The sequence below is a fragment of the Aquimarina sp. AD10 genome, from assembly GCF_003443715.1.
Classification (GTDB): Bacteria; Bacteroidota; Bacteroidia; order Flavobacteriales; family Flavobacteriaceae; genus Aquimarina; species Aquimarina aggregata.
This window is the reverse complement of record NZ_CP031965.1, coordinates 3184792-3206893: the sequence shown is the minus strand read 5'-3', so window position 1 is coordinate 3206893 and position 22102 is coordinate 3184792. Positions and strand designations below refer to the sequence as shown.

Annotated in this window: 18 protein-coding genes; 6 read left to right on the top strand and 12 right to left on the bottom strand. The window is 32.6% G+C overall.

The genetic code is table 11. The annotated features are described in order from the left end of the window. Positions 1-3 precede the first annotated feature (3 nt). The 3 genes from D1816_RS13420 (at position 4) to D1816_RS13410 (ending at position 3700) form a co-directional block, all read left to right on the top strand. Complete coding sequence (locus D1816_RS13420) at positions 4-1557, top strand: peptide MFS transporter (RefSeq protein ID WP_066317617.1); 1554 nt, start codon at positions 4-6, stop codon at positions 1555-1557. A gap of 95 nt (positions 1558-1652) precedes the next feature. Then, positions 1653-2192, top strand: a complete 540-nt coding sequence (locus D1816_RS13415; protein ID WP_066317616.1) for a thioredoxin fold domain-containing protein — start codon at positions 1653-1655, stop codon at positions 2190-2192. A gap of 227 nt (positions 2193-2419) precedes the next feature. After that, the gene (locus D1816_RS13410) at positions 2420-3700 is read left to right on the top strand and encodes a serine hydrolase (protein WP_118503442.1); all 1281 of its coding nucleotides are present in this window, start codon (positions 2420-2422) and stop codon (positions 3698-3700) included. Between the two features lie 2 nt (positions 3701-3702). Here the strand turns inward: D1816_RS13410 and D1816_RS13405 are convergent, their stop codons facing one another. The 5 genes from D1816_RS13405 to surE all read right to left on the bottom strand — a co-directional run bounded on the left by D1816_RS13405 (position 3703) and on the right by surE (position 8711). Further along, positions 3703-5751 carry a ComEC/Rec2 family competence protein gene (locus D1816_RS13405; protein ID WP_118503440.1) on the bottom strand — a complete coding sequence of 683 codons (2049 nt, stop codon included), beginning with the start codon at positions 5749-5751 and terminating at the stop codon, positions 3703-3705. A 115-nt stretch (positions 5752-5866) separates the two neighbouring features. Further along, a complete protein-coding gene (locus D1816_RS13400; protein ID WP_118503438.1) occupies positions 5867-6385 on the bottom strand; it encodes a C40 family peptidase in 519 nt (172 codons plus the stop codon). Between the two features lie 119 nt (positions 6386-6504). Next, positions 6505-7617, bottom strand: a complete 1113-nt coding sequence (gene lpxB, locus D1816_RS13395) for a lipid-A-disaccharide synthase (RefSeq protein WP_118506261.1) — start codon at positions 7615-7617, stop codon at positions 6505-6507. 28 nt (positions 7618-7645) lie between these two features. Further along, positions 7646-7936 (bottom strand): hypothetical protein, encoded by a 291-nt coding sequence (locus D1816_RS13390; protein ID WP_066317599.1) that lies wholly within the window; start codon positions 7934-7936, stop codon positions 7646-7648. Further along, the gene (gene surE, locus D1816_RS13385; RefSeq protein WP_118503436.1) at positions 7929-8711 is read right to left on the bottom strand and encodes a 5'/3'-nucleotidase SurE; all 783 of its coding nucleotides are present in this window, start codon (positions 8709-8711) and stop codon (positions 7929-7931) included. Before surE ends, D1816_RS13390 begins: the two co-directional genes overlap by 8 nt. 170 nt (positions 8712-8881) lie before the next feature. Here surE and D1816_RS13380 point away from each other — a divergent pair, with 170 nt between their 5' ends. After that, positions 8882-11017 carry a carboxy terminal-processing peptidase gene (locus D1816_RS13380; protein WP_066317595.1) on the top strand — a complete coding sequence of 712 codons (2136 nt, stop codon included), beginning with the start codon at positions 8882-8884 and terminating at the stop codon, positions 11015-11017. Positions 11018-11023: 6 nt separating this feature from the next. Then, positions 11024-12136: an ABC transporter permease gene (locus D1816_RS13375; RefSeq protein WP_118503434.1), complete on the top strand. Its 1113-nt coding sequence runs from the start codon at positions 11024-11026 to the stop codon at positions 12134-12136. Positions 12137-12219: 83 nt separating this feature from the next. Here D1816_RS13375 and D1816_RS13370 read toward each other — a convergent pair whose 3' ends face one another. Further along, complete coding sequence (locus D1816_RS13370) at positions 12220-13809, bottom strand: vitamin K epoxide reductase family protein (RefSeq protein ID WP_118503432.1); 1590 nt, start codon at positions 13807-13809, stop codon at positions 12220-12222. 233 nt (positions 13810-14042) lie between these two features. Here D1816_RS13370 and D1816_RS13365 point away from each other — a divergent pair, with 233 nt between their 5' ends. Continuing rightward, positions 14043-14843 (top strand): DNA/RNA non-specific endonuclease, encoded by an 801-nt coding sequence (locus tag D1816_RS13365; protein WP_066317587.1) that lies wholly within the window; start codon positions 14043-14045, stop codon positions 14841-14843. A gap of 7 nt (positions 14844-14850) precedes the next feature. Here D1816_RS13365 and rodA read toward each other — a convergent pair whose 3' ends face one another. The 6 genes from rodA to purH all read right to left on the bottom strand — a co-directional run bounded on the left by rodA (position 14851) and on the right by purH (position 22032). Next, positions 14851-16104, bottom strand: coding sequence for a rod shape-determining protein RodA (rodA, locus tag D1816_RS13360; protein WP_066317584.1), 1254 nt, complete (start codon positions 16102-16104; stop codon positions 14851-14853). Then, positions 16104-17975 carry a penicillin-binding protein 2 gene (mrdA, locus tag D1816_RS13355; RefSeq protein ID WP_118503430.1) on the bottom strand — a complete coding sequence of 624 codons (1872 nt, stop codon included), beginning with the start codon at positions 17973-17975 and terminating at the stop codon, positions 16104-16106. The genes rodA and mrdA overlap by 1 nt, the downstream gene beginning before the upstream one ends. Further along, the gene (locus tag D1816_RS13350; RefSeq protein WP_066317577.1) at positions 17972-18478 is read right to left on the bottom strand and encodes a rod shape-determining protein MreD; all 507 of its coding nucleotides are present in this window, start codon (positions 18476-18478) and stop codon (positions 17972-17974) included. Before D1816_RS13350 ends, mrdA begins: the two co-directional genes overlap by 4 nt. Continuing rightward, positions 18471-19295: a rod shape-determining protein MreC gene (mreC, locus tag D1816_RS13345; protein WP_118503428.1), complete on the bottom strand. Its 825-nt coding sequence runs from the start codon at positions 19293-19295 to the stop codon at positions 18471-18473. The genes D1816_RS13350 and mreC overlap by 8 nt, the downstream gene beginning before the upstream one ends. A 132-nt stretch (positions 19296-19427) precedes the next feature. After that, the gene (locus D1816_RS13340; protein WP_118503426.1) at positions 19428-20456 is read right to left on the bottom strand and encodes a rod shape-determining protein; all 1029 of its coding nucleotides are present in this window, start codon (positions 20454-20456) and stop codon (positions 19428-19430) included. Positions 20457-20499: 43 nt separating this feature from the next. Beyond that, complete coding sequence (purH, locus tag D1816_RS13335; RefSeq protein WP_118503424.1) at positions 20500-22032, bottom strand: bifunctional phosphoribosylaminoimidazolecarboxamide formyltransferase/IMP cyclohydrolase; 1533 nt, start codon at positions 22030-22032, stop codon at positions 20500-20502. Positions 22033-22102 lie beyond the last annotated feature (70 nt).

The following is a 22102-nucleotide window of genomic DNA, read 5'->3' as shown; positions in this document are numbered from 1 at the left end:
CTGATGAGTACAGAAATAAAAACTTCAAATGAATTTAGTCTTTTAGGACATAAACCCGCACTATTTGTATTGTTTTTTACAGAAATGTGGGAGCGCTTTTCATACTACGGAATGCGTGCTATTTTCGTGCTATTTTTAACTGCTACATTTGCAGACGGTGGTTGGGAATGGTCTAACGAAAGAGCATTAGCCCTGTTAGGAACATATACCTCCTTAGTGTATGTAACACCAGTATTAGGAGGCTGGATTGCAGATAAATTTACAGGATATCAAAAAGCAGTAGCATTAGGAGCTTTGGTAATGACTCTAGGGCATACTGCTATGGCATTAGATACAGAAATTACATTATATATAGGAGTAGGTTTATTGATTATAGGTAATGGTTTGTTTAAACCCAACGTTACATCTATGGTCAGTGGACTTTACGATCAATATCCGGATAGAAAAGATGGAGCATTTACTATTTTCTATATGGGAGTGAACTCTGGTGGATTTATAGGTGTTTTATTATGTGGTTTCTTAGGTGAATATTTAAGTTGGGCATGGGGATTTGGACTAGCAGGTATTTTTATGATGCTAGGGATGTTTCAATTTTGGTTTGGTAGAAGTATTTTTGGAGAAGTAGGTGTAGAACCATCTAAAAAAGTAAACTTATCCGATGCTATTGAAAATAAAGAAGAGAACGTTGTAGAAAAAGTATCAAGTAATGTGCAAAGAGATCGCTATATAGTAGTAGGGGTGCTGGCCTTTTTTGTAGTGTTTTTTTGGGCTGCTTTTGAACAAGCTAGTGGTTCGATGACTATTTTTGCGAATAACTATACGCAACGATTATTAAACGGTGATGCGGCTTCAATATTTAAAATAGTAGATGTCTTAATTACGATTGTACCTTTAGGGATTATAACCTGGGTGTTGTTAAAATTATTTTCGCAAACATTTAAAAAGATTACGTTATCCAATATAGTATTAGCAATAAGTTTTCTTAGTGTTTGGGGAATTGCCATTTGGAAATTATCTGAAATTCTTCCGCAGGAAACGGCCGAAATACCAGCTTCATGGTTTTTGATTTTAAACTCTTTATTTATTATTACGTTAGCACCATTATTTTCTAAATGGTGGGAAAGTAAATATAATCCATCCGCAACAGTTAAATTTGCATTAGGGATGATATTGCTAGGTATTGGATTTGGAATGCTAGCATGGGGATCAGCATCTATCCCACAAGGCGCTAAAACGGCTTCCGTTAGTTTAGTTTGGTTGGTCTTGGCATATTTACTACATACTATGGGAGAGTTATGTTTATCTCCAGTAGGATTATCCTATGTTTCAAAATTAGTACCCGCAAAAAAAATAGGTATAATGTTTGGCTTATGGTATTTAGCGATTGCTATTGGTAATAAATTAGCAGGTTTTGTGGGGAGTTATATAGATGTAATTGTAAATAAGTACTCTATGTCTGCTTTCTTTTTAATTTTTACTATTATTCCTATCTTGGTAGGATTAATATTAATAGTAATAACCCCTAAGATGAAGAAAATGATGCACGGTGTACATTAATAAAATAATATTTGACTTCTCTCGTTTCCCAAGATGAGAGAAGTTTTTAAGATAAGGAACAGTTTTTGTTTTCGACTAATGAAAAAACTATAATAATGAAGAACCTACTTATTGCGTTTGTATTTCTAATGTGTTTATCTACCCAAGCACAAGAAATCAACTGGATGTCTATGAATGAGGCATTAGAAGCTCAGAAAAAAGAACCAAAGAAGATTTTTATGGATGTATATACCAATTGGTGTGGCCCATGTAAATTATTAGATAAAAAAACATTTCATAACAAAGATGTAGTACAATTTGTAAATGAGCATTACTATGCTGTAAAATTTAATGCAGAGGGTACAGAAGAGGTTCGTTATAATGATTTTACGTATACTAATCCTAATTACAATCCTAATAGAAAAGGTAGGAATAGTCAACATTTTTTAGCAAACGCATTAAAGATCACAGGATATCCAAGTATGGTTTTCTTTGATGAGAATGCCAATTTAATTGCACCTGTTGTTGGTTACAAGACAGCAGAACAATTAGAGATATACTTAAAGATGATTCAAAATGATGATTATAAAAAGTTAACAAGTGCTGGGGCTTGGCAAAAATATGAGAAATCGTTTGTAGGTACATTTACAAACTAATTTGCAACACTGCAAAAAAAAACCTTAATAGTATTAAAATAACGATAAAATGCATTTTATTTCGATAAAATGCATTTTTTTTATTGTTGATTAAGATAAAATATTATATTTGTGAACAATTAATTATATATGTACGCGTTAGACGTATGTAACTAAAATTGCCCAAGTCAGATTTAGTATAATAATAACAACTATTGTAGTTTTTATTATTAATTGATAGCTTACTTATGAAAAAATACTTAGCCATAGTCACCCCCTCTATGTTGCTAGTTGTATTGCTTTTTTCTTTTATATCAGCAAAACAACCAGAGCACGTAAAAATTGAACATGCAAAAAAAGTTCAATTTCCTCAACCTGAATCTGCGGAAGCTTATTTTCCTGATATTCATAAAAGAAGATTAACGGATGCTATTAAAAAATATTTTGATAAAGCGGTTAAGAATAAACAGATCGTAGGAGCTTCAGTAGCTATTGTAAAATGTGATTCTATTATATATTCTGGTGGTTTTGGTCATCGCAATATAGCTCTTAAAAATAAAGTAAATTCTGAAACAGTATTTAGAATAGGGTCAGTTTCTAAAGGATTTGCGGGTATTTTGGCAGGAATTCATGTAGAAGATGGTTTGATTAATTGGGAAGATAGAATTGTAGACCATATTCCTAGTTTTAAGTTAGCAAATAAAACAAATACTGATCAGGTTACCATTTCTAATGTATTATCTCATACTTCGGGATTGCCGTATCATAGTTTTACAAATTTAGTAGAAGATGGGTTGTCGTTAAGCACTATTGCAGGTCGTTTTAATGAGGTGTTACCATTAGATAAACCAGGAAGCATATATAATTATCAAAATGCCGTTTTTGCACTTAGTGGCGAAATTATTGAAAGGAAAACGGGAAAACTATTAAAAGATATTATCCAGGAAAGAATTTTTAATCCTTTGCAAATGGAAACCGCTTCAGCTAGTTATGAAGCACTACAAGAGTCTGATAATGTTGCTCTACCTCACCAGAAAGTACGTTACGGATGGAGATCTAAGCCTATAAATAAAAAGTATTATAATGCAGTAGCCGCTGGAGGTGTTAATGCTAGTGCTAGAGATATGGGTAAATGGATGAAGTTCTTGTTAGGTAATAATCCAGAAGTACTTATGCCAAAAGTTATAGAAGACGTTTTTACGCCTGTGGTACAAGTTGGAGGTCGAAGAAATTATTATCAGAGATGGCCTGGATATAAAGCTTCTTTTTACGGTATGGGTTGGAGAATACATGAATTTAAAGATGATAATACAAAAGGAATCAATAAAGTAATACATCATGGTGGTGGTGTGAATAATTATAGAAGTGAAATAGCTCTTTTTCCAAATGAAGATTTAGGAATTTGCGTGCTTTTTAACAGCCCAAATAAATTAGCAAAAAATTGTATACCTGAGCTTCATAAAATTATAGAAGAAGTATTAAATATACCCACTAAAGAAGTCTTTAAAACTTCTTTGGTAGCATTGTAATACTATTGTTTTAGTAAAAAGGCACCGTTTTTATCCGTTCTATAAAAACTAATATTTAGTATAGTACAGCTTTTCTCCCACTGATCTATATAATTCTTGTAATTACTTCCGTCTGCAATAATCTGTTTTGGTTGTACATCTCTAATGATTCTTTCTAAGTGAATCTTAGGAGATCCTGATAGTAATAATATGTCAGGTTGAAGTCCCTTTAATGAATAAATGTTACTATGATCTATAATTTGAATTGTATGTTTTTTGTAACGATATATGTTTTTTAATGTATATGTAGAATCAATTTTAGCTTTGTTTTGAATGAGATAATTTTTAAGTAAGAAGTTATGGTTTTGATAGGATAAAGAATCTTTATGATACAGGTTTAATTTTTGATTTTTTAAAACCCCAAAAACAGTGTTTCGATTCGTATGAAAAATAATGAATTCTTCTTTGGTATCGACGATGTATTTATCGATAATCAATCCTGTAAAAAACAGGTTTAGACTTACTACCAACCAATATATTTTTCTTCTTTGATATTTCTTGAATAGTGTGATCGAGGTGCAAATAACAAGAGATAATGTAATTAAGGTTTTCCATGAAAAAGAAATATCGGTTATTAAAAAGCTTTTTTGTTGTGATACCCAAATAACAATATTGTTCATTGTATCTATTAAGGTTTTGAATATTAGAATTATGGCTTGTGACGGAATTGTGGTATAAGCTAATGCAATTACTAAGATACCTAAGCCGAGAATTAGTCCTAATGTAGGAATTATAATGAGATTAGAAATAAAAAATAATCCAGGAAATTGATGAAAATAAAATAATGTTATGGGTAGTAAGCCAAGCTGTGCTGCAAAAGTAACTGTAAAAGTTTCCCAAAGTTTTTTGGTAATATAAAATCGCGGATGAAACGTTTTAGCCATTATTGGTTGTATCCAAACAATAGAGAAAACAGCCAAATAACTTAATTGAAATCCAACCGAGAATAATAATGAAGGATTAAAACAAAGCAATACAAACATAGATACACATAATGAGTTATAAATGCTTGTTTTGGATTGAATTTGTATTCCTATAGTAAGAAAAGAAAACATGGTAACAGCTCTAAGTACCGAAGGAGATAATCCTGCAATAATAGCAAAGCACCAAAGTAAAATTATTGACAATAAAACGCTTATGTGTTTTCCATTTTTAGAGAATTTAAGAGGACTTGTTATCCAATTAATAATTAGTAAAAGTATACCAACATGTAGTCCAGAAACTGCTAAAATATGAATAGCACCAGCATCTCGATAAGCATTAAATGTTTCTTGAGTTATTTCTTGTCGTTGTCCTAGTAGCAACGCGTTAATAATCGATAATTGGCGCGTATTAAAAGAATACTTCTTAAGCTTTTGATTTATATCTTTTCTAATTTGATCTGCGATACGAAATATTGACCATTGTATATCCTTATGACGAATAAGTAGATTTGTACTTGCGGTGGCTTGATGAAATATTTTTTGATGACTAAGATGTTGCTTGTAATCAAATTGATGAGGATTAAGAGGTTTGTCTATTGGGGTGATTTTTCCGAGAAAACTATAGGTTTCTCCAATTTCTAGAATTCGATTAGTGTTGTCTTTGGGGAGTCTAAGTAATAAGTTTCCTTCAACAAGTTTTTGATTTAAAATATGTAAAGAAACAATATACTTGTCATAATAGGTAGTAGATTTTAAGCGTTCTGCAATATGAAATTTAACGCCAACTTTATTCAATAAAAAAACACCAGAGTCGATTTGATTTGTATAGTGATTACTGTTGTTTTTAGGATCATGTATTTTGATCAGCGCGATACCAAAAAAAATAAAAATTAAAGTAGTTAAAAAACCAAAGTAATACCCTTTAGAAAAGATTTTTTTGGATCGCCACCAAACTACAGTTAATACAAGAATTGAAATAGAGAACAAAAGAATAGAAGAAGAAAGAGTAATAGAACAATAATGTCCTACTACAATTCCTAACAAAGTAGCACATGTTATGATAACAAAAGGTACATTAATTAGCCTCATAGCAAATATTCAAAATCGATGAATGCTATGCAATAGTATATATCTTCAGTATCATTTTTTAATACTGATAAATAGTAAGGTTAGATAAATATTAATGTAGAAGTATTGATTTGTGTTAGAGCATTCGTCTAACACTTGTAAAAGCTTTGTTCCAGTATTTTTCATCAAGACTCGATATGATAACTCCTTTAGAAGTAGAGGCATGAATAAATTTAATAACGCCTTTAGTTTCAACAACTAATCCAACATGAGAAATTACATTTTTTCTTTTATTGGTTTTGAAAAATAGTAGATCTCCAACTTTGACTTTTTTTAAGGATATAGGTTTACCTTGTGTAGCCATTGTTCTTGAGGTTCTGGGGAGAATTATATTCTCTTTTTTAAAAGAAGTATACACCAGACCAGAACAGTCCATTCCCTTTTTAGTGGTTCCGCCATATTTATATCTTGTACCCCCAAATGATTTGGCATAGCTTACGATACTTTTTATTTTTTTGTTCTCAGGATTTTGTTTTTGCTTAGCTTTAGTACTTGTGCTTTTTGAAATTACTGCCTTACTTTTTGAAGAGCTTCCGCAAGAAACAGTAACAGTAGTAAATAAAGCAATTAGGAAGTAGGTAATTATTTTTTTCATTGTAGGGCGTTTTCTTTTATATCAAAAATAGCTAAAACTGTTCACTTTTTTATATTTAAGAACTAGCAAGAATAATGCCTAAGGTATATTTGTGGTTTTATAATGAGTTTCTTGATCCTTTATGTTATAGACTCTACAATAAACCTCGCTGTTTTATCATTAGCGCCTCGACCTCCTAGCGTTTTTTCAAGATCATAATACTCTAAGAACAATGTTGCCCTTTTATAATCATCAAGTATAATAGCAAGCTCTTCTTTTAGTCTTTTGGTATTAAATTCACCTTGTATTAGTTCTGTAACAACTTGTTTGTCCATAATGAGATTAACCAAAGAAATATATTTAAGGTGTATTATACGTTTTGCAATTTGATAAGAAATATAATTTCCTTTATAACAAACCACTTCGGGTACTTTAAATAAAGCAGTTTCTAAAGTAGCAGTACCAGAGGTTACTAAAGCAGCATTACTTAAGCTTAAAAGGTCGTAGGTTTGATTCATCACTAAGTGAACACCTTGTTTTTTGATAAAAGGTGTATAAAAAGAAGCGTCTTGACTAGGAGCACCTGCAATAATGAATTGATAGTCCGGGAAATCATCAACAACGGTTAACATTACTTCGAGCATCTTACGAATCTCCTGTTTTCGGCTACCAGGTAATATGGCAATAATTGGGCGATCATCAAGTTTGTGTTTTGCCTTAAAATCTTCGGGCATAATTTGTTTATGATCGGCGATTGCATCAATCAAGGGATGGCCTACAAATTGAACAGGAAATTCATGTTTATCTTCATAAAATGGTTTTTCAAAAGGAAGAATTACATACATCATGTCAATACACTTCATAATGGTTTTGATTCTACCTTCTTTCCATGCCCATATCTGCGGAGAGATATAATAATGTGTACGAAATCCTTTTTCTTTGGCCCATTCGGCAATACGCAAATTAAAACCAGGATAATCTATAAAAACAATTACATCTGGTTTGTATTCTAAAATATCACTCTTACAAAGCTTTATATTTTTTAAAATGGTAAATAAATTAAAAAGAACTTCTACAAACCCCATAAATGCAAGATCCCGGTAATGCTTAACCATACTGCCTCCAACGGCTTGCATCAAATCTCCACCCCAAAACCTAAATTCGGCTTCGGGATCTTCTTTAAGAATAGATTTCATGAGATTAGAGCCATGTAAATCACCAGACGCTTCTCCTGCGATCAGATAGTATTTCATCTTAGAGTTGTACTTTTTGTTCTTTTGTTTATCCAAATTTACTAATTGCAATACAAATAGCTGCAATAAGTGTAGCAAGAAGTACACCTCGAGCTCTATATATCTTCTCTTTTTTCAAAAAGTAAAAGAAAACAGCCAAATTAGGAATTGCTCCCAAAACAATAATGCTTCCAAGAGAATCGTTGCTTACTGCTGCATTAATAGTACTCATAAATGTTAGATTGCGTAATATTGAAAAGATAAATACGCATAAAATAAACCCTAAACTATTTACAAGTATTCCACTTAGTAAACCAATACCTATTTCTTTTTTAATCATGTAACGGCCAATTATTTAATTGTTGTATAAAATGATGAGCTGTAAGATCAAATTGAGTGGGTACTATAGATACATACCCTTGACTTAATGCCCATTCATCTGTGTCTTCTCCTTTATCTTCGTTTACAAATGTACCAGAAAGCCAATAATATTCTCTTCCCATTGGATTTATTCTTTTATCAAACTTTTCGACCCAATGTGCATTCGCTTGTCTACAAATTTTTACACCTTTAATTTCTTTTTCTGGTAACCTAGGGATGTTTACATTAAGAACAAGACCTTTTGGCAGTCCATTTTTGAGGACATTTTCTACAATTGTTCTCACAAATTTTTTGGAAGGCTCAAAATCAGCATTCATTCCGTAATCAAGTAAAGAAAATCCTATTGCGGGTATTCCTTCTATTCCTGCTTCAACTGCGGCACTCATAGTTCCAGAATAAATTACATTAATTGCAGAATTTGATCCATGGTTTATACCACTTACGCAAAGATCAGGTTTTCGTGGCATGACTTCGCGAGATGCCATTTTTACACAATCAGCAGGAGTTCCAGAACAACTAAATTCTTTTTGTGGGGCATTTTTGTCTATGGTTATAGGATCACAATAAATCGTATTATTCACAGTGATAGCATGACCCATGCCACTCTGGGGACTATCTGGCGCAACTACAAAAACATCGCCAATTTCGCTCATAACGCTGATTAATGCACGTATTCCTGGTGCCGTAATACCATCATCGTTAGTAACTAGAATCAAAGGTTTTTCTTGTGCCATGGCCTTAGTTTTTTTACGATGGTAAAAGTACACTTTTTTTGTGCGTAATGTAGGGTTGAAAAAGACTACTAAATATTATTAGTTCATTTAAGAAAATTTTAGTATTATTACGTGTTATTGGCACGATTTTTAATGTATTTTGCCGTAAACCCCTAAATTTTTTTGAGCGTATGAAAAAGAGTTTTTTGATTTTGATGCTTACCGTAATTGTTTCGGCTGTTTCGTGTAGTTTTACCAACAAAGTAGAGAGTGGACCTGATAAGGATAAATTATTAATTGATTTAATAAGTTATGTCTTAGGAAAAGGTCATTATGATGCAAAAGATATTAATGATGATTTCTCTAAAGAAGTTTTTGCTGATTATATAGATGCTTTAGATCCTTTAAAGCGATATTTTTATGCAAGTGATATCGAAGAGTTTAAGAAGTATGAAGAACTTATCGATGACGAAATTAGAAACAAAGAAATCAACTTTTTTAATTTAACATATGATCGTTTGCAAGATAGAATGAGTGATGCTAGATCACTTTATAAAGAAATCTTGGAACGACCTTTTAATTTTGAAAAAGATGAAAGTATAAGCACAGAGTACGAAAAACTTCCTTACGTTAATACTCGAAAGGAAATGGAAAATCGTTGGAGATTGCAGCTTAAGTTTAATGCATTATCTAGCTATTTTGACAAAGCTGAAGAACAAATGGATTCTTTGGCAGCAAATAAAGACTACAAAAGAAAAACATCAGTCACTTTAGAAAATGAAGCACGTGATATTACAAAATCTTCTCTAAAAGAATATTTTGAATTTGCAGATGATTTAGAGCGAAAAGATTGGTTTTCAATCTATATTAATTCTATAGTTGAAGAATTTGATCCACATACATATTATTTTGCGCCACAGGATAAAGATCGTTTTGATATTGCTATGTCAGGAAAGTTAGAGGGAATTGGTGCTAGATTACAGAAGAAAAATGATAACATTAAAATTATTGAGATTATTTCTGGAGGCCCTGCATGGAGAGGTAACGATGTTGAAGTAGGGGACTTCATCATGAAAGTAAAACAAGAAGATGAGGAAGAGCCAGTAAGTATTGTAGGAATGCGAATTGATGATGCAGTAAGCTTGATAAAAGGCCCAAAAGGAACTAAAGTAAGTCTTACTGTTAAAAAAGTAGATGGTACTATAGAGGTTATAGATATTGTAAGAGATGTCGTTGAGCTTGAAGAAACCTATGCAAAATCTTCTACGGTGAAAAAAGAAGATAAAACGTTTGGAATTGTTAATCTTCCGAAGTTTTATTTTAATATGCAGGATTACAATCAAAGAAATGCCGCAAAAGATGTTAAGCAAGAAATTGTACGCCTGAAAGAACAAGACATGGATGGCTTGATTATAGATTTAAGAGATAATGGAGGAGGGTCATTGCAAACTGTTGTGGATATAGCTGGACTTTTTATCGAAAAAGGACCAATAGTACAGGTGAGAACCAAAGGAGAATCTCCTGAAGTATTAAGTGATAAAGACAGTAATCTTTTATGGGATGGGCCACTAGTTATATTAGTGAATGAATTATCGGCATCTGCTTCTGAAATTTTGGCAGCAGCTATGCAAGACTATAAGAGAGCAATTATTATAGGTAGTAAACAAACTTATGGTAAGGGTACTGTTCAAAATGTTATGGATCTTAATAGATGGATGCGTAGTAACGATTTTGGTGACTTAGGAGCATTAAAACTTACCACTCAAAAATTTTATAGAGTAAATGGTGGTTCTACCCAATTAGAAGGTGTTAAAAGTGATGTTGTAGTACCAGATCGTTATAGTTATATTGATATAGGAGAGAAAGACCAAGAAAATCCGTTGCCATGGGATAAAATTCCAGCCGCAGATTATAAACCTTGGGATGGTTATATAGATTTTGATCAAACGATTAATAATAGTAATGCCAGAATGGCTAAAAACGAGCAATTAAAATTGATCGAAGAGAATGCAAAATGGGTTAGGCAAAAAAGAGATGTTAATGTTTACTCGCTAAAATACGATAAGTATAAAGCAAATATTAAACTTAACGAACAACAAGCTAAACGTTTTGATGCTATAAATGACTACAAAACAAACTTTACTTTTGAGTCCTTGCCATATGAGCAAGCATTAATGAAAAAGGATTCTGTTTTGGCAGAAAAAAGAAAGAGATGGCATAAAAGTCTTAGTAAAGATGTTTATGTAGAAGAAGCTATTAGTGTATTAGAGGATATGAAGATAAATAACATTAGAAAATCTAAAAATCCGCTTTCACTGAAGAATTAATCATTAATGCCTAAAACAAAATCTAACTCTTTAAGTATATTGGCGCTCCAAAAATTCAAGAAGAATTTTTGGGGCGTTTTGAGTTTTTACTTTATTCTTTTTTGCGGAATCGTAGCTATTTTTGCATACGTTTTAGCGCCAGATGATTCGCAAAACGCTAATCAAATGCACTTATCTATACACTCTAAATCTCCTGGTTTTGAAGTGTTGATGCTAACGGTTCCTTCTCAAAACTCTTATGATCAGTCTTTTTTTAGCCAAGTGTTTTTTGGCAAAAAAAATACAGATACAGAACTACCGATAGAATCATATTCGATAACTAATAATGCTATAAAAATAATTCCGTATAGTGAAGGAGAGATTGTAGGTATTTCAAAAGAAATATCATTAGATCTTTTTCCTCAAGATCTTAGCGCAAAAGAGATTACAAATGCATTTGTTAAAAACCAAAAATTCATTTTAGGTACCGATAAGTATGGTAGAGATTTATTGAGCAGGATGTTGATAGGGATACGTATTTCTTTTTCTATCGGATTTGTAGCTGTGCTAATCTCATTATTACTGGGCGTCTCGTTAGGAGCAATAGCTGGATACTATGGAGGAAAAATAGATGCTGCTATAATGTGGTTAATTAATGTGACATGGTCAATACCAACTTTATTGTTGGTTATAGCTATTACATTGGCTTTAGGAAAAGGTTTTTGGCAGGTATTCATTGCTGTAGGTTTGACTATGTGGGTAGAAGTTGCGCGTATTGTAAGAGGGCAGGTGTTGAGTGTAAAACAAATGCAATTTGTAACTGCGGCAAAAGCCCTTGGTTTTACAAATTTCAGAATTATTACAAAACATATTTTACCTAATAGTTTAGCTCCTGTAATCGTAATTTCTGCAGCAAATTTTGCTTCTGCGATATTGATAGAGAGCGGTCTTAGTTTTTTAGGAATAGGAGCACAACCACCCATGGCAAGTTGGGGAGCAATGATCAAGGATCATTATTCTTATATTATTTTAGGAAAAGCCTATTTAGCTGTCATTCCGGGATTAGGAATTATGAGTTTAGTAATGTCTTTTATGCTAATAGGAAATGCACTTAGAGATGCGTTGGATGTGAAGAATTAATTAGACGGTTGTACCCTGAATACAAAAACTGACCTTTTTAGGCCAGTTTTTAGTTAGAAGTGTATTCGTTGTCTCTTTTTAGATTACATTTCAATAGCTTGTTCAGTTTCAGATACTGATTCCATATGCTCTTCTAGCATTATACCTATAAAATGAAAAAACTCTGTATAACTATATTTTTTCGGATAAACAGTTCCATTAATAACTGAGGCAGGAGTGTATCTTAGGTCATTATTTATAGACCATTCAGATTGCTTTTTTATAACTTCAATATGTTTTGATTTGCCAACTGGAGTACCATATTTTTTACTCCATTTGCTAAAAGTTCTATCAGCAAACCATTCATTGTATGCGGTTATAAAATGATCGGCACCTTGAGCATCATATATTTCTAGAAGTCTTAAGGTAATTTTGGATACTTCACTATCAAAATCTTCTAGATTTGCACCAAGTCTAACTGTGATTTGAAGATTTTCTCCCATAGTTTTTAAAACACGAGAATATGCTCCAAATGCATCTTTACAATATCCACACATAGGATTTGTATAGCTAATGATTTTAAATGTAGCATTAGGATTACCTAGTACAATTTCATTTTCGATAGGACTGTTATCTGTGATTTTGTCTGATGTAGTATATAAATGTTTATAGATATCACTATCTCTCTTAAATTGATTTAATTTGAGGTTATCGGCTTTGAAACCCTTGTTTTCGACTAACTTTTCTTTTATAAAAAGATATCCCAAAGTAAATAATGTAGCAAGCATAAGAAAACTAGGAATAAGTGCGCTATCGATACTAAATTCAAGGTTTCTTAATGCCAATACTGCTAATGCTATAGAGACAGCGGCAATCGTTAAACATATAGCACACCATTTTTTAATAATAAAAGCTTGTGAATACAGTGAATAAGCGACAAAAGGAATTCCGATAACTGCTGGGACAATCAGTATGTTGGTGAATCCAAAGAAAACCTGATATAGGATTAGAGAACCAAAGAATGCGATACCCGCATCTGAAAGGGTGAAATTTTTAAACAATTTACCACTATTATTGTTAATGACATCTCCACAATTTGTGTTTCCAACCGTAGTACAGAATTGGTGAATAGTTTGAGACTGTATACCAAGACTTTCTTGAAGAGCAAAATAACTAAAAATTAAACCGGCTAGAGAAACAAGTAAGAATAAGGCTTGACCAATATTCCATGGTCTAAGAAAAAGTGAAGCAACAATGCTTAATGCTAATACACTTATTAAAAGAGTCTGTAAAAATGATTTACCAAACGAAAATTTTTGTTTTTCACTATATTCTACTGCAATTACCTTTGGGGCCCAAATTTCTTTGAACTGATCATAATTATATTTCTTTTTAGATAAACTTGTATGCGTTATTTCTATACTATTGTTTTTGTTAATTACAGATACAATTTCTTCAGAACGTTCTGTTTTTACTAGAGATATAAAACTTTCTGGAAGCTGATCTAATGCTTCTGTTGGTACTTCGACGGCAATATTGTCGATATCAAAATAATCTAGAGTATCTGTAATGGATTGAAAACTGGGGTAATTAGGGTGTATTTGAAGTTGTAGTTCTAAGTCCTTTTTGTCATAGTCACCTATACGATTTTGAATTAAAACATTTTCAACAATCTTTTCGATGTTATTTTTCATGCGATTTCTTAAGATGGTTTTGTGAATAACTTCATTAAAAATAGAAATTGAAAATTCATAAATAAGATATTTTATGTTAAAATTTAAATTCCTAAAGCCGCTACAAGGTTTGATAAACACTTGTTTTTCAATTTAAAATAAGATCATTATACATAAAAATTTTACTAGTATTCTAAGTTGCTATTTGATATTTTTGCCATTGTTATTTTAAAAACCCTAAACACTTTAAAACATTGAAAAGAAAATATCTATATCCCATATTAATCATCATTGTGACCGTTGGGTTTTATTACCTGGAAGATTACCAACCTAAAGATGTTATAAGGTCAAATGAGGATCAAGCCAAGGATGAAAATTTGGGTTTTTTCTATTTACCAACATCTACTACAGGAACCGTTATAGTTCATGATCATTATTCGTTATCATATTCTGAAACCCATGAGCAAGCAGAGTGGGTTGCCTATGAATTAAAAAAAGAACATTTAATAAATAATGATTTTAAAAGACCATATTTTGAACAAGACAAAAAGGTGCGATCATCGTCTGCCGATTGGCGTAATTATAAAAAATCGGGTTATGATAGGGGGCATTTATGTCCAGCTGGAGATAGAAGATTTAGTTATGACGCGTTCGAGGAAACTTTTTTGACTTCAAATGTTACTCCGCAAAATCATGAATTTAATAGTGGTGTTTGGAATAAACTAGAGCAAAAAGTACGGTACTGGGCAAAAAAATATGATGGTGTTTATGTTGTAACAGGCGGGGTTTTGTCAAAAGATCTTAAGTCAATTGGTTATGAAGCTGTTTCTGTTCCGGAGTATTTTTATAAGATTATTTTGGATAAAAGTGCAGCGACCCCAAAAATGATTGCTTTTTTAGTGCCACATCAAAAAACAAATGAGCGATTAACAAAATTTGTAGTGCCAACAGATAAGATTGAAAAATTAACCGGTATTGATTTTTTTCCAGAATTAGATGATACCCTTGAGAAAAAACTAGAGGCTTCTTCTTCTTTGAAAAATTGGAAATTTTAAAGAGATATTACCACTCATTTACGCGATTAGAGTCTAGTTTGATAAAAATAAAGAGTAGGAGTGTGAACCCCCATAAGCCTGATCCACCATAACTAAAAAAAGGAAGAGGGATACCAATGGTTGGAATTAACCCCGTTACCATACCTATATTGATGGCAAAATGGATGAATAGGATTCCAATAACACTATATCCATATACTCTGCTAAATTGTGATTTTTGCCGCTCTGCAAGGTGAAGAAGACGTAAAAGCAATAACACAAATAAAATAACAACTGTAGTAGCTCCTAAAAAGCCCCACTCTTCTCCAACAGTACTAAAAATATAATCTGTGTGTTGTTCAGGGACAAAACCTCCTTTGGTTTGCGTGCCTTCTTTCCATCCTTTTCCTGTCCAACTTCCGCTGCCTATTGCGATCTGACTTTGATTGGTATTATAGCCAATTCCCTTAGAATCAACTTCTTTGCCAAGTACAATATTAAATCGATCTCTATGACGTTGTTCAAATACGTTATTAAAAATATAGTTTACAGAAAAACAAAACCCTGTAATCACAACAAGAACAAGTAAAAACCTTGAATATTTAGGTTTCTTCTTTCTGTTTTTAATTAAAATAAATAACATTATGGCGGCTATAGCCAGGACTACCCATAGTGGTTTAAAAAGTAGTGTAAGTATAAATAACGCAGCTGCAGAGGCACCTACTATAAGATATATAGCAGCTAACCCTTCTCTGTATAAAGGAAAGAAAAAAGCAGCATATACCAATGCGCTGCCAGGATCAGGTTGCGGTACAATAATTATTGCTGGTATTGCAATAATTAAAAATGCTCTTACCTGATGACCAAGAAATTTGATATTGGTTTGCATGTCACTTAAGAATTTGGCTAAAGCTAGCGCAGTACAGGCTTTAGCAAACTCTGATGGTTGTAAACCAATAGGGCCAAAAGCATACCATGAGGTTGCTCCGTTTATGTTTTTTCCAAAAATGAATAACCCTAGCAGGGATACTAGTGATATCACATAAATTAATCCGGCAAAACGTTCATAAAATTTGACTTCAATAGCTTGTGTAATAACTATTAGTACAATACTTAATAAAATCCAATACCCTTGTTTAACATACACCTGAGAAAGGTCTGTGATAGAGAAAGCTTCACCTTCATAAGAAGCTGAATATATATTTGCCCATCCAAAAGCAACAAGCAATAGAAATATTAAAACCGTTATCCAATCAATAGCGGCAACACTTGATTTTGCCATTATTGATTAATTTTAAAAGGTTCGCCACTAAGGGGTTTTGCGTACTCTTCTTGTAAACTATGTGTGAGTATCCATTGTTCTAGATCTGTTCTGGAGATCTCTCCATTTATATGTTTTTCTATCATTAACGAGGCAATTCTTCCGGCATATCGGGCTCCCCAATATCCATTTTCTACAAATACCGCAATAGCTATTTTAGGATTGTCTTTTGGGGCAAAGGCTACAAATACAGAGTGATCTGTAAGTTGAGTTTTTACGCCATCTATTTTTGTGAAATTTTCTGCAGTACCTGTTTTTCCACAAATATCAATTCCTTTTACCTGTAAGAAACTTGCGGTTCCTTTTGTATAGACTTCATGCATTCCTTCTATTACAGGTTCGAAATGAGTTTTATCGATTGTAGTTATTTTTGCTTTGGTATACTCTTCGTTTGAGATAGGTTTACCATCAATAGCTTTGATGATATGTGGAGTGTAATAATAGCCTCTATTAGCAATAGCGGCAGTCATGTTTGCCAATTGTATTGGAGTAGATAATACTTCGCCCTGACCAATAGCATTAGATATGGTTGCAGTGGAGTACCACTTGTAGGTTGGGTAACTATATATTTTATTATAATATTCTGAAGTTGGTACTTTACCTCGTTTTCCTACAGGTAAGTCATTCCCTAAATAATTTCCAAGGCCAAAACTTTGTACATGTTTTCTCCAAGTATCAATTCCTTTCTGGGGCGTTTCATATTTCTCGATAATTCTACGGTATACCGTTGCAAAATATGCATTACACGAATTTGCGATTCCGGGGATCATACTCAATGGGCTTCTATGCGAATGACACCCTAATTTCTGACCTCTTTTGCCATAATAATATCCCATTCTGCAAGAAACACTCTCTTTAGTATCTATTACTCCTTCTTGTAAGGCTATTAAAGCATTTATAGTCTTAAAGGGAGAGCCTGGAGGGTATTCTGCTTGTAAGCCTCTGTCAAATAAAGGGATTGCTATTGAGTCATAAACCAATTTGGTAAAATTTGGAGATCTTTTTCTACCAACTAACAATTCTGGTTTATACGTGGGAGCTGTTATCAAAGCAAGAATCTCTCCCGTAGAAGGTTCTAGAGCAACTATCCCGCCACGCTTATTTTTCATAAGCATATCGCCATAAGACTGAAGTTTTGAATCTATTGTTATGGTAAGGTCTTTTCCGTTTACGGGTAATGTGTCAAATTTTTTATTTTTATAGGGGCCGATGTCTCTATTAAATCTATCTTTTTGAATACGTTTTACACCTTTGACACCTCTTAATTCTTTTTCGTACTGTTTTTCTACGCCATCAATACCAATAAGATCGCCAGAAAGATAATAAGGGTCTTTTTTGATTAAGGCATCATTTACCTCTCCAATATATCCTAGAACATTAGCAGCATTATCAATTTGATAATCTCTTAAAGATCGTTTTTGAATGTAAAAGCCATCAAACTTTCTCATTTTTTCTTGTAGATACGCATACTCATCTTTAGTTAATTGCGGTATAACAATAGAAGGAACTCTAGGAGAATATATTCTGGCTTTTTTTAATCTATTAATAAGTTTGTCTTTTGTAATGTTGAGAATTGAACAAAATTCTAAAGTGTCAAAAGGTTTTAATTCACGGGGAATAACCATGACATCATATGAAGGTTGATTGGTTACTAATAATCGTGCATTTCTATCATAAATCGCTCCTCTTTGCGGATAGTCATAAAGTACTTTTATGGCATTGTCTTCAGATAGAGAAGCAAAGGATGTATTATAAATCTGTAGGTAAAAAAGCCTAGAAACAAAAACAAACCCTGTTATAACAATTATTAGATATAGTAATAATTTTCTCATGAATCATTTCTTCTAAATAATACTAATATCAGCATTGTAATCACAATAGTGAATAAACTGGTAAATAACGTTTTTTTAGCTATTAATAGTATGTGAGAGAAGTTAAAAATTTCTAATGAAAAAAGTACAATATGATGTGTTAAAACCAATAGAATTACATACGCTAATTTTTCGCCAAATCTTGTGTTGCTTAGTTTTACAGTTTGAAACTCGTAACTAAGACCAAAAACGGTTCGCAATGCGATCGGACGAAAAAATGCAATAACCAGACAAGCTGCCGCATGCACACCGCCAGAATCTCCAAAAATATCTATAGTAAGACCAAGAATAAAACTTAATAAAAGAAAAAGACTTTTATTGATATTAATAGGTGCTAAAAGGATAAATATAATGTAGATGTACGGATTTAAGTATCCTAGAAAATCGACATGGTTAAGTATAAGTACCTGAATTAAGATCAAACTAATAAACCTGATGATATGTAACAATGTATCTCTATTCATTGCTCACAGCTTCTAATTGTTTGATTTCTTTAACATCACTGTTTTTAATAAAATAAATGAAACCAATATCTGTCATATCATTAAATAGCTCAACATCAATAAGGTAGTAACTTTTGTTTTCATCTAATTTATAACTAACAATGGTACCTATGCCAATGCCTCTTGGAAAAATGGTAGAACGACCATGGGTTATAATTGTATCACCTTTTTTAAGTATTGCTTGTCTTGGCACGGTTTCTAATTGAACTATATTAGGATCTTTTCCATTCCAAACCAAAGAACCATATTGATTAGATTTTTTTAAACCTGCATTAATACGAGAATTACTATTAAGAATAGATATTACCCTGCTATAATTAGTAGAAGTTTGTTCTACGATACCAATAATACCTTTATCGGTTATTACTCCCATATCGGTAACAATACTGTCTTTTTTACCTTTATTAATAAGAATATAATTATCAATTTTACTATAATCATTTTTGATTACTCTTCCTTGTGTAAAGGTATATGGGGTTTTAAATGAAATTGTATCCAGATGTTTTGTAGTTACAGAGTCAACACCTAGAAGACTTAATTGGTTACGAAGGTGTTCATTCTCTTGTAATAAACGCATATTTTCGTCTTTTAGCCCAAAATAATCACTTATAGAATGCTGCCACCCATACATTCCCCCACTAATGAAGTTTGTAGAGCTTACAAATTTACTTTTATGATAGGAGTGTGATTGTATTGTGAAGACTAAAGACAAAAATAAAAGCAGAAGAAACAACAATGAATGTTTATTTCGGATTAAAAAATTAATAATCTGCTGCATGATTTAGGCTGTGGTTGTTTCTTTAGTTACACGTTATATTTATAGGTTTTAAGTTCTGGCAATAACGCATTAAAGCAGGATAACGTAAAATCAGAAAATTATGTATATTTTAAATGCTGTTTTTTAACACTACTATTTAATGAGTACGCTTTTGTATCTACTCAAATTTTTAAGTGTGATTCCCGTTCCTCTTACAACTGCTCTTAATGGATCTTCTGCAATATATACAGGTAAATCTGTTTTTTGCGATAATCTTTTATCTAATCCTCGTAACATAGAACCTCCTCCTGCAAGATAAATCCCAGTGTTATAGATGTCTGCAGCAAGTTCTGGTGGAGTTTGAGATAAAGTTTCCATTACTGCGTCTTCGATACGTAAAATAGATTTATCTAAGGCTTTTGCCATTTCTCTATAAGAAATTTGAACCTGTTTTGGTTTTCCGGTTAAAAGGTCACGTCCTTGCACATTCATCTCTTCTGGTGGTATTTCGAGATCTTCTGTAGCTGCCCCTATTTGTATTTTTATTTTTTCGGCAGTGCGTTCACCAACATATAAATTATGTTGAGTACGCATATAATAAATGATATCATTAGTAAATACGTCACCTGCAATTTTTACCGACTTGTCACAAACAATACCTCCTAATGCAATGACTGCAATTTCAGTTGTACCTCCACCTATATCTACGATCATGTTTCCTTTAGGTTGCATAATGTCAACACCAATACCTATGGCTGCAGCCATAGGTTCATGAATTAGATATACTTCTTTTCCGTTTACACGTTCTGCACTTTCTTTTACCGCTCGCATCTCTACTTCTGTAATTCCAGATGGGATACAAATTACCATACGCAAAGCAGGTGCAAATAGTTTTTTCTTTAATGCTGGTATATCTTTGATAAACATACTTATCATTTTTTCACTAGCATCAAAATCTGCAATCACTCCATCTTTGAGAGGGCGAATGGTTTTTATGTTCTCATGAGTTTTTCCTTGCATCATAGCTGCTTCTTTCCCTACAGCTATTATTTTGCCATTCATAATATCTCTGGCAACAATAGACGGGCTATCCACCACTACTTTGTCATTGTGAATTACTAACGTATTAGCGGTACCTAAATCTATTGCTATTTCTTCGGTAAAGAAGTCAAAAAATCCCATAAAATGTCAAAAAAGGGGTTAAAATTCAGTAAATGTAATAAAATTAATGTTTAAAATGGCGAGTTCCGGTCATAACCATTGCAATTCCGTTTTGATCACAGTACTCTATGCTTAATTTATCCTTTATAGAACCTCCTGGTTGTATCACTGCTTTGATACCTGCTTTGTCTGCTATTTCTACGCAATCCGGAAATGGAAAAAAAGCATCACTTGCCATTACTGCGCCATTAAGATCAAAATTAAAAGTATTAGCTTTTTCTATAGATTGCTTTAAAGCATCTACTCTTGATGTTTGTCCAGTTCCGCTAGCTAATAGTTGTTTTCCTTTGGTAAAAACTATTGTATTAGACTTTGTGTGTTTACATATTTTAGAGGCAAACAAAAGATCTTCAACTTGTGCCTCAGTAGGAGCTAATGTGGTAACAGTTTCTAGATCCGTTTTAGCATCTGTTTTAAGATCTTTATCCTGAACTAGGGCACCGTTAAGACAAGAACGGACCTGAGTTTGTGGTAAATCAATATTTTTTTGAACTAAAAGAATTCTATTTTTCTTCCCTTTTAAAACTTCGATAGCTTCATTACTAAAAGATGGTGCGATCACTACTTCACAAAATAACTTGTGTATTTCGTCTGCGGTAGCTTCATCTATTTCGGTATTACTAATCAGGATTCCGCCAAAAGCTGAAACCGGATCTCCTGCCAAAGCATCAACATAAGATTGTAAAACAGTTTCTCGTTGTGCTAATCCACAAGCATTATTGTGTTTTAAAATTGCAAATGTAGGTGCCTCTCCTTTAAACTCGCTCATTAAGTTTACTGCAGCATCCACATCAAGGAGATTATTATACGATAATTCTTTACCGTGTAATTTATCAAACATGGCATCAAAATTTCCAAAGAAAAAACCTTTTTGATGAGGGTTTTCTCCATAACGCAAAACTTTACCTTTGGTTTCACTAATTTTTAATGAAGGTATTTCATGGTCATTATTAAAATAATTGAAGATTGCAGTATCGTAATGCGAAGAAATATTAAAAGCTTTTGCTGCGAAACGCTTGCGATCGGTTATTGATATTTCTCCGTCTCCTTCAGAAATAACATCTAAAAATTCGGCATAATCATCAACAGAAGCCACACAAGTCACATCTGCAAAGTTTTTAGCAGCAGCTCTGATTAAAGAAATTCCGCCAATATCTATTTTTTCAATTATATCTTGTTCTGAAGCTCCAGAAGCAACTGTTTTTTCAAAAGGATAAAGGTCCACAATTACGATATCTATCTGCGGGATTTCGTATTGCTCAAGTTCTGCAACATCATTATCGTTATTTTGACGATTAAGAATTCCACCAAATACTTTTGGGTGTAATGTTTTTACTCTGCCTCCTAAGATAGAAGGGTATGAAGTAACATCTTCTACAGGAATCACATCAATTCCCAAATCTCTAATGAATTTTTCAGTACCTCCAGTAGAATAAATGGTAATATCAAGTTCGTCTAATTTTTTTACGATAGGTGCTAATCCGTCTTTACTAAATACAGAAATTAATGCGGATTTCGCTGTCTTTGTGTTGCTCATGAGAAAATTTAGTTAGTAAAAACGCAAAAGTAGTAATTTACTATGCAATTAGACAATCAATTATGTGTAA

Excerpts from the sequence above, each read along its gene's own strand:
- D1816_RS13350 (WP_066317577.1), bottom strand. The coding sequence starts at position 18,478 with ATGAATAGAGATACATTGTTACATATCATCAGGTTTATTAGTTTGATC.
- rodA (WP_066317584.1), bottom strand. The coding sequence starts at position 16,104 with ATGGCAAAATCAAGTGTTGCCGCTATTGATTGGATAACGGTTTTAATA.
- lpxB (WP_118506261.1), bottom strand. The coding sequence starts at position 7,617 with ATGAAATACTATCTGATCGCAGGAGAAGCGTCTGGTGATTTACATGGC.
- D1816_RS13405 (WP_118503440.1), bottom strand. The coding sequence starts at position 5,751 with ATGAGGCTAATTAATGTACCTTTTGTTATCATAACATGTGCTACTTTG.
- mreC (WP_118503428.1), bottom strand. The coding sequence starts at position 19,295 with ATGCAGCAGATTATTAATTTTTTAATCCGAAATAAACATTCATTGTTG.
- D1816_RS13340 (WP_118503426.1), bottom strand. The coding sequence starts at position 20,456 with ATGGGATTTTTTGACTTCTTTACCGAAGAAATAGCAATAGATTTAGGT.
- D1816_RS13400 (WP_118503438.1), bottom strand. The coding sequence starts at position 6,385 with ATGAAAAAAATAATTACCTACTTCCTAATTGCTTTATTTACTACTGTT.
- surE (WP_118503436.1), bottom strand. The coding sequence starts at position 8,711 with ATGGCACAAGAAAAACCTTTGATTCTAGTTACTAACGATGATGGTATT.
- D1816_RS13375 (WP_118503434.1), top strand. The coding sequence starts at position 11,024 with ATGCCTAAAACAAAATCTAACTCTTTAAGTATATTGGCGCTCCAAAAA.
- D1816_RS13410 (WP_118503442.1), top strand. The coding sequence starts at position 2,420 with ATGAAAAAATACTTAGCCATAGTCACCCCCTCTATGTTGCTAGTTGTA.
- D1816_RS13390 (WP_066317599.1), bottom strand. The coding sequence starts at position 7,936 with ATGATTAAAAAAGAAATAGGTATTGGTTTACTAAGTGGAATACTTGTA.
- D1816_RS13415 (WP_066317616.1), top strand. The coding sequence starts at position 1,653 with ATGAAGAACCTACTTATTGCGTTTGTATTTCTAATGTGTTTATCTACC.
- mrdA (WP_118503430.1), bottom strand. The coding sequence starts at position 17,975 with ATGAGAAAATTATTACTATATCTAATAATTGTTATAACAGGGTTTGTT.
- D1816_RS13380 (WP_066317595.1), top strand. The coding sequence starts at position 8,882 with ATGAAAAAGAGTTTTTTGATTTTGATGCTTACCGTAATTGTTTCGGCT.
- purH (WP_118503424.1), bottom strand. The coding sequence starts at position 22,032 with ATGAGCAACACAAAGACAGCGAAATCCGCATTAATTTCTGTATTTAGT.
- D1816_RS13370 (WP_118503432.1), bottom strand. The coding sequence starts at position 13,809 with ATGAAAAATAACATCGAAAAGATTGTTGAAAATGTTTTAATTCAAAAT.
- D1816_RS13420 (WP_066317617.1), top strand. The coding sequence starts at position 4 with ATGAGTACAGAAATAAAAACTTCAAATGAATTTAGTCTTTTAGGACAT.